The sequence below is a fragment of the Streptomyces sp. NPDC001858 genome (assembly GCF_053594615.1).
Genome location: NZ_JBSFEV010000064.1, coordinates 22,060 through 29,300, shown reverse-complemented (window position 1 = coordinate 29,300; position 7,241 = coordinate 22,060). Strand labels below are relative to the sequence as shown.

At 68.1% G+C, this 7,241-nt stretch carries 7 protein-coding genes and 2 pseudogenes; 7 read left to right on the top strand and 2 right to left on the bottom strand.

Annotation, left to right across the window (positions count from 1 at the left end):
- Positions 1–100: 100 nt before the first annotated feature.
- Together ACWCPF_RS42985 and ACWCPF_RS42980 are read left to right on the top strand one after the other, a co-directional pair.
- A pseudogene (locus ACWCPF_RS42985) lies at positions 101–376 on the top strand (nuclear transport factor 2 family protein); the annotation flags it as partial.
- Between the two features lie 409 nt (positions 377–785).
- Positions 786–1,160, top strand: coding sequence for a nuclear transport factor 2 family protein (locus tag ACWCPF_RS42980; RefSeq protein ID WP_451050592.1), 375 nt, complete (start codon positions 786–788; stop codon positions 1,158–1,160).
- Between the two features lie 9 nt (positions 1,161–1,169).
- On the opposite strand, the gene ACWCPF_RS42975 is transcribed toward ACWCPF_RS42980, so the two are convergent.
- Positions 1,170–2,027, bottom strand: a complete 858-nt coding sequence (locus tag ACWCPF_RS42975; protein WP_451050591.1) for an alpha/beta hydrolase — start codon at positions 2,025–2,027, stop codon at positions 1,170–1,172.
- Between the two features lie 7 nt (positions 2,028–2,034).
- Positions 2,035–2,736: an alpha/beta fold hydrolase gene (locus ACWCPF_RS42970; RefSeq protein ID WP_451050590.1), complete on the bottom strand. Its 702-nt coding sequence runs from the start codon at positions 2,734–2,736 to the stop codon at positions 2,035–2,037.
- Between the two features lie 198 nt (positions 2,737–2,934).
- Here ACWCPF_RS42970 and ACWCPF_RS42965 point away from each other — a divergent pair, with 198 nt between their 5' ends.
- The 5 genes and pseudogenes from ACWCPF_RS42965 to ACWCPF_RS42945 all read left to right on the top strand — a co-directional run bounded on the left by ACWCPF_RS42965 (position 2,935) and on the right by ACWCPF_RS42945 (position 7,129).
- Positions 2,935–3,774, top strand: a complete 840-nt coding sequence (locus ACWCPF_RS42965; protein WP_451050589.1) for a helix-turn-helix transcriptional regulator — start codon at positions 2,935–2,937, stop codon at positions 3,772–3,774.
- A 190-nt stretch (positions 3,775–3,964) separates the two neighbouring features.
- Positions 3,965–4,291 (top strand): non-heme iron oxygenase ferredoxin subunit, encoded by a 327-nt coding sequence (locus ACWCPF_RS42960; protein WP_451050588.1) that lies wholly within the window; start codon positions 3,965–3,967, stop codon positions 4,289–4,291.
- Positions 4,288–4,890 (top strand): TetR/AcrR family transcriptional regulator, encoded by a 603-nt coding sequence (locus tag ACWCPF_RS42955; RefSeq protein ID WP_451050587.1) that lies wholly within the window; start codon positions 4,288–4,290, stop codon positions 4,888–4,890. Before ACWCPF_RS42960 ends, ACWCPF_RS42955 begins: the two co-directional genes overlap by 4 nt.
- A 10-nt stretch (positions 4,891–4,900) precedes the next feature.
- A pseudogene (locus ACWCPF_RS42950) lies at positions 4,901–5,696 on the top strand (transposase); the annotation flags it as partial.
- A gap of 200 nt (positions 5,697–5,896) precedes the next feature.
- Positions 5,897–7,129 (top strand): IS4 family transposase, encoded by a 1,233-nt coding sequence (locus tag ACWCPF_RS42945; RefSeq protein ID WP_451050586.1) that lies wholly within the window; start codon positions 5,897–5,899, stop codon positions 7,127–7,129.
- Positions 7,130–7,241 lie beyond the last annotated feature (112 nt).

Genomic DNA, 7,241 nt, shown 5'->3' with positions numbered 1-7,241 from the left:
TTCCCACTCGGCATCCGTCAGATCACCCCGCCCCATGCCACAGGAACGACTCGGGCAAGAAGCAGTCACATGATCGGCCGGACAAGTCCTAGGCGAGGTCCTCACCGAAGACGCGGAATGGGACGGCAGCGTCTTCGGCTTCCCCCCGGTCGTCGGACTGGAGGCGATCGCTTCCGTCCTGAGTGCCGACGGGCACGCGAGCGCTCATCACACGACGAACATCGTCGTGTCGGAGGGGCCGGGCGACGAAGCCCGGGTCCGGTCCAAGGCGCTGGGCCTCGTCGGCGGCACCGTCGTCAGCGCCGTCTACGCCGACGAGCTGCGCCGCACGGCCGACGGCTGGCGCATTTCCAAGCGGGTCATACAGGTCAAGTGACCGTCAGGGCCACCTGCTGCGGCCTCTGGTCGTCTGCCGTGGCCCCGATGAGACCCTGACTCCTTTCTCGCGTAAGCCGAGGGCGCGTATGACGACGGCCTGGTCGTGCCCAGGAATGTCGTCCGCGTGTGTTCTTGCGGCCTCGCGCCGGCCGCCCCGGTGAAGGCAGACGTCGCCCCACCTGCCCTGCCGGCCACGTAGACCCGGTGAGGCGGCGTCCGTCCTCGGCCCCGCCTTGCACGAACCGTTCTGTTCCTTACCCCAGGAGATGACCATGAAGAACCCCGTTTCTCGCCGCTCCGCCGTCGCCGCGACGCTCGGCGCGTCTGCCGCGGTCGCACTCGCGACCGCGGGTACTGCCTCTGCCCATCCGAAATCCGATGACAGGAGCCACCGGCCGGAGAGCCAGGTGCAGCACAACAAGCGTGTCGCCGTCGCCTTCCTGGACCTGGCCTTCAACAAGAAGCAGCCCCAGGAGGCCGCGGACCGGTACGTGGGCGCCAAGTTCATCCAGCACAACCCGCTGTCCGCCGACGGAACGGGGCCGTTCGTCGCGTACGTGACGTGGCGGACGACCCTGTCCCCGGAGCTCACGTTCGACTTCAAGCGAGTGTTCGGCGAAAAGGACCTGGTGGCGGTGCACTACAAGAGGACCTACGACTCGGCCGACCGCGGCGCCGCGGTGATGGACATCTTCCGGTTCGAGAACGGCAAGATCGTCGAGCACTGGGACGTCATCCAGGACATCCCGGAAACGTCCGCGAACGACAACACCATGTTCTGACCCACTGAACTACTGAGCGTGGGAGACCAGCCCCTTCGCGAAGTCGAGTTGCTCCTTGTGGAAGGCCGCGCCGACGTAGTGGTGATCGATGTTGTGGCCACTGCCCAGGACGCGCCGAGCAGCCACCGAGGGTGCGGCGGTGAAAGCATTCCCGAAGGCGGCGACCGTTTCGTCGCTGCTGTGCCAGAACCCTTCGTGCTCGGCCAGTCCGTAGTGGACGGCTACCTCGATCTTCGCGGCGATCCCCGCGGAATCCGTGCCCCACCGGCCCGCCACCTCCACCAGCTCCGCCACGGGAACGGGCGATCCGGCGTGCTCCGCGAGGCCGAGCACGCTCGGATCGTACGTGTCCTGAGGTCCGTACATGAACCGCAGGAGGTGCTCACGGCTGAATTCCATCGAGCTGCCCGGCGCCGCGGACTTCAGCGCTTCGTTCGACCGCTGCGATTCGTCGTGGATTCCGGTGACGGAGACACCGAGGAGCGGCCAGGTGCGGTCGCCGGCTGCCAGATGCAGGGCGATCGCACCGCCTACGGAGTGTCCGACGAGGACGATCCCCGGGGCGTTCGAGAGGTGACGGTGCCAGAGTTCGGCGATGGCCCTCTGGAGCACCTCAGCATTCCGGCGGAACGAGATCTCCCCCTTCAGCGCGGTGCTGCCGCCATAGCCCGGACGGTCGAGCGACACCACAGGAAATCCCTCGCGCCGCGCGGCTTTTATCAGCGAATACCCGGGCACGTCGAAGTACGACGCGTTGTAACCGCCTCCGGGAAGGCAGACCAGCAACGGCATCCCGGGACGGCCCGCTTCCCCTATGCCGGTGATCCGGGTGTTTCCCAGGTCGAGAGTGATGCGGTTCGCAGTCATGAGAAAGCTATCTTCCGTTCTCCATCAAAAACTTCCGCAGCAGCTCCTTGTACTCCTCCGGGCGAATGCGGTGGACCAGGTGCCCGGCGCCCTCGATCGTCTCCAGCCGGCCGCCAGGGAGGAGGCGAGCGGCTTCAGCCAGCCCCTCCTGGGGGGTGTAGCTGGTCGATCCGCCGCCGATGATGAGCGTCGGAGCGGTGATCTCGGGAAGGCCGTTCCACCAGGAAGGATCGGGGTTGTGGATCTGGTGCACCAGCGAGGTGGCCGCGAAAAAATCGAAACGCGCAGCCCCAGGCACTTCCTCCGAACCCTCGGGGAAGTCCACGTCGATGGGTGCGGTGTCCTCCCAGACCATCCGCTCGATCCGCTCGGGAAACTGTTCCGCGAAAACGCACCCGACCCGCGCGCCCATCGAGTGGCCGATCAGTGTGAACCGGCCCAGGGAAAGCGTATCGGTGAAGGCTTCAAGGTCGCCGCACCCCAGCTCGAAGGAGTATGCCCCGGGCCAGGCGCTTTCGCCATGGCCGCGCTGAGTGAGGGACAGAACGTGGTAGTGCTCGGCGAGGAAACCCGCGATCTCGTCCCAGTCCCGCGCGTCGTACATGAGGCCATGCAGAAGAACCGCCGGCGGCGCATCCGGATCACCCGCCTCGCGATAGTGGAAAGTCAGCTGCGAAAGCTCGATACGGTGGTCGATGAAAACGGTCATCTGCTCTTCCGTCCGGTCGGGGAGGCGCTGGTGTCGACCGTATGAGCGTCTTCGCACGGGTGGGAGAGACGGTTCATCCATGGATCGACGGTCCCTGCCTGCGATCGTCGGCATTCCGCAGGTCACGCCGGGCCGGGTGCTCAGCCATGGATCGGCGGTCTCTGGATAGCCGGGCGGGAAGCGGTGAGGATGGTGGGCATGGACAAGAAGGAACTGGCGGAATTCCTGCGCCACCGACGTGAGGCACTGCGCCCGCGTGACGTCGGGCTGGTCGAGGGGGCGCGTCGGCGTACCCGGGGGCTGCGCCGCGAGGAGGTCGCTCAGCTCGCCGGCATGTCCACCGACTACTACGCCCGCCTGGAGCAGCAGCGGGCCCCGCAGCCGTCCGTCCAGATCACCACCGCCCTTGCCCGGGCGCTGCGGCTGACCCTGGACGAGCGCGACCATCTCTTCGTCCTCATCGGCCACAACGCCCCGGCCCGCTTCCACCGCTCCGAGCACGTCAGCCCGACGCTGATGCGGGTGCTGGACCGGCTGGACGACTCCCCGGCCCTGGTGCTGACCGACATGGCCGACACCCTCGCGATGAACCCGCTGGCCATCGCCCTGCTCGGCGACCAGACCCGCCACACCGGCCTGGCCCGCAGCGCCTACTACCGCTGGTTCATGGACCCCGCCGAGCGCCTGGTGTATCCCCAGGAGGACCACGAACGCCACGGCCGCGCCCAGGCGGCCCGCCTGCGGGTCGCGCTGACAGCCGGCAGCGACGTCCCCCGAGCTGCCCGGATCCTGGCCGAACTCCAGGAACACAGCCCCGAGTTCGTCCGCCTGTGGGCACTCCAGGAGGTCGCCCAGCGCTACGACGAGAGCAAGACCATCGTCCATCCCGAGCTCGGCCGCATCGACGTCGACGGCCAGGTGCTGTTCACCGAGAACCGCGCCCAGACCCTGGTGGTGCTCACCACCCGCCCCGGCACGGACAGCCACAGCAAGCTGGAACTGCTCTCGGTCATAGGCCACCAGCAGCTCACCCCGTGATGAGGCTTAGGTCCATCTGCCGAGGCCGCTTCGGACCGGCGCCGGATCCCGGCCCGCTTCCACGTCGCTAGCCTCGGTCATCAGCCCCACTCACACGTGCCGCTCCGGGCCGGACGCCGTAGCCCGCCCGATGCACCCCTGTGAACCGGATGGCACACCACCGGCGCCAAGGATGCACCCGAGGAGAGCGATGCCCAGCAGCGGATACACGTACGTCTGCAAGCTCGATGCGTTGGAAGAGGGCATCCCGCAGCGCTTCGAGGTGGAGGGCGTGCCCGTCTCGCTCGTCCTGACCGGGCGAGAGGTCTTCGCGATCCACGACATGTGCTCGCACAGCGCCGTCTCGCTCTCTGAGGGGGAGGTGGACGGCTTCACCGTCGAGTGCTGGCTGCACGCCTCCCGTTTCGACCTGCGCACGGGCCGTCCCCTCGGCCGGCCGGCGACTCGTCCTGTGCCCGTGTACCCGGTGCGGATCGAGGACGAAAGCGTGTACGCACAGCTGACAGGAACACCGTGACGGAGGCACCGGACGGCACCGCCGCCGAGCGGGCCGATGCCGCCCGCAACCGTGCCCGGCTGCTGGAGGCGGCAGCCCGGCTGGTGGCCGAGCACGGGGCCGAGCATGTGACGATGCGGGAGGTCGCGGAGGCCGCCGGCGTCGGCAAGGGCACGCTCTTCCGCCGGTTCGGCGACCGCGACGGACTCCTGCTTGCCCTCCTGCGGGAGGCCGAGGCCGAGTTCCACCAGGCATACACCGAAGGCGCCCCGCCGCTGGGCCCGGGTGCACCCCCAAGGGAGCGGCTGGAGGCGTTCGGCCGCGCGCTGATCGAGCGCATCGTCGCCAAGGCGGACCTGGGTGCCGTGCTCGGGCGCCAGGTGCTCCATGATCGCCGCCACGCCTCCGACACAGGCCGCGCCTTCCACCAGCACGTCTCGACTCTCCTGCACAAAGCAGGAGTTGACGGGGACCACGACATGCTCGCCCACGCCCTGCTCGCCTTCACGACCTTCGAGACGACGGATTACCTGCACGTCGGATGCGAAGTCCCCGTGGCACGGCTCCAGGCCACTTGGGTGGACCTGGTACGGCGGATGACCCGAGCCTGCGAGGTGTGAATCCCTGCACGACCACATCACCGTGCTCGATCAGGCACTCGCCCAGATCCCCGACGCCCACCGGCACGGCACCGACATCCTCATCCGCGCCGACGGCGGCGGATCCGCGAAAGCCTTCCTCACCCACGTCCGCGACCTGCGGAAACGAGGCATCCGCACCTTTTTCTCGGTCGGATACGCCATCACCGCAACGGTCCGCCGCGCCATCCGGGCCATGCCCGACCACCTGTGGCATCCCGCCCTGGACCAGGACGGAACGCTGCGTGAGGGCGCCGAGGTCGCCGAGCTGACAGGCATGATCGATCTGGACGGCTATCCGAACGGCACCCGCGTCGTCGTGCGCCGGGAGCGGCCGCGCCCCGGAGCCCAAGTGTCCCTGTTCGACCAGGACGAGGGCTGGCGTCATCAGGTGTTTCTCACCGACACTCCCTACTCCGGTGGCGGCTCCGCCCAGTTCCTGGAAGTCCGCCACCGAGGGCATGCCACCGTCGAGGACCACATCCGGTGCGGCAAGACCACCGGCTTCGGCCGCTTCCCTTCCCGCTACTTCCACGTCAATGCCGCCTGGCTCGAACTCAGCCTCACCGCGATCGACCTGCTGGCCTGGACCCGTGTCCTGCTGCTGGAAGGGGAATTGGCCACCGCCGAGCCGAAGAAGCTCCGCTACCGGCTCCTGCACGTTGCCGCACGCCTCACCTGCGGCGGCCGCCGTCTGCGCCTGCGGATATCAGCCACCTGGCCCTGGAGAAAACGAACTTGCCGCGGCCTTCCATCGTCTGGCCGCGTTGCCCCGCCCGGTCGGCTGACCGGCAACACCACCTGACCGCCACGACCCGAAGGACCTGGAGAACCCGACCATCGCGCCGGGCCTCCACCATGCCCGAGCACTCAAATCGAGTCGCCCACCCGACAGCTGACGATCAGCAACGTCTCATCACACCAACCGAAACGGCAAGGCTAGGCCCAATACCGGTAACTTAGGGGCAATCCGGTCGTTGTTGTTGGTGTGGCAAGAGCGGGTCAGTCGAAGTCATCTGGTGAGCGGTTGTCGGACCGGGTCGCGGTCGGGGTGCTGACGCAGGCGTTTCCTCAGTCGCTTGTGGACGAGGTGTTGGCGGAGACGGGTCGGGTGCAGCAGCGCAACCGGCTGTTGCCGGCCCGGCTGGTGGTCTACTTCGTGTTGGCGATGTGCCTGTTCTCCGGGCAGAGCTATGAGGAGGTCGCCCGACTGCTGACTGCGGGTCTGCAGGGTTCGCGGCGCTGGCGTACGTCGTGGGTGGTGCCGAGTACGGCGGCGATCTGGAAAGCCAGGTCCCGGCTGGGGGTGGCGCCGTTGCGGCAGTTGTTCGCGCGGGTGTGCCGTCCGGTTGCCACACCGGATACTCAGGGTGCCTTCTACCGCGACTGGCGGCTGACCGCGATCGACGGCACCACATTCGACCTGCCCGACACGAAGGCGAACGTGGAGGCGTTCGGCCGTCCGCCCCGCTCCGGGCGTGGTGAACAGGACGTCGGCTACCCGCAGTTGCGCATGGTCGGCCTGGTGGAGTGCGGCACCCACGCCGTCTTCGATGCTGCGATCGGAGCTCTGCGCACCGGAGAGCAGGCTCTGGCCCGGGCGGTCCTGGTGTCCCTGCGGCCGGGGATGCTGCTGCTGGCCGACCGTGGCTTCTGCGGCGTGGACCTGTGGCGCACAGCCACGGCCACGGGGGCGGACCTGCTGTGGCGAGTCCGCAAAGACCTCGTGCTGCCGGTGGTCGAGCAGTTGTTGGACGGCTCGTATCGCACCGAGATCTTTGATCGCAGCGACATCCACCACACCCGTCGTGGGGTGCCAGTACGCGCGGTGGAATACACCATCGCCGGCCATGAGGGCGTCTACCGGCTCATCACCACGATCCTCGACCCGGACCAGGCCCCGGCTGCGGAACTGGCCGCCCTCTACGCCCAGCGATGGGAGTTCGAGTCCACCCTCGACGAAATCAAGACCCACCTCGGCGGGTCGCACCTGGTACTGCGTTCGCAGCACCCTGACGGCGCCGAGCAGGAACTTTACGGCTTCCTGCTCGTCCACCACGCCATCCGGCACCTGATGCACCAGGCCGCACGACAAGCCGACCGGGACCCCGACCGGATCTCCTTCACCCGCTCACTGCGCGTCGTGCGCCGCCAGGTCACAGACCAGGCGGCATTTACCCCCCGGCCGACTCGCCCGCGCGGTCAAAGCCACCCACGCTGAACTCCTCGAACGCCTCCTGCCACGGCGACGCCGCCGGGCCAACCCCCGCGTCATCAAACGCAAAGTCGCCAGCTGGCCCCTCAAACGCGCCGCCCACCGCGTTGCAGACCGC

Excerpts from the sequence above, each read along its gene's own strand:
- ACWCPF_RS42960 (WP_451050588.1), top strand. The coding sequence starts at position 3,965 with ATGCCCAGCAGCGGATACACGTACGTCTGCAAGCTCGATGCGTTGGAA.
- ACWCPF_RS42970 (WP_451050590.1), bottom strand. The coding sequence starts at position 2,736 with ATGACCGTTTTCATCGACCACCGTATCGAGCTTTCGCAGCTGACTTTC.
- ACWCPF_RS42975 (WP_451050591.1), bottom strand. The coding sequence starts at position 2,027 with ATGACTGCGAACCGCATCACTCTCGACCTGGGAAACACCCGGATCACC.
- ACWCPF_RS42965 (WP_451050589.1), top strand. The coding sequence starts at position 2,935 with ATGGACAAGAAGGAACTGGCGGAATTCCTGCGCCACCGACGTGAGGCA.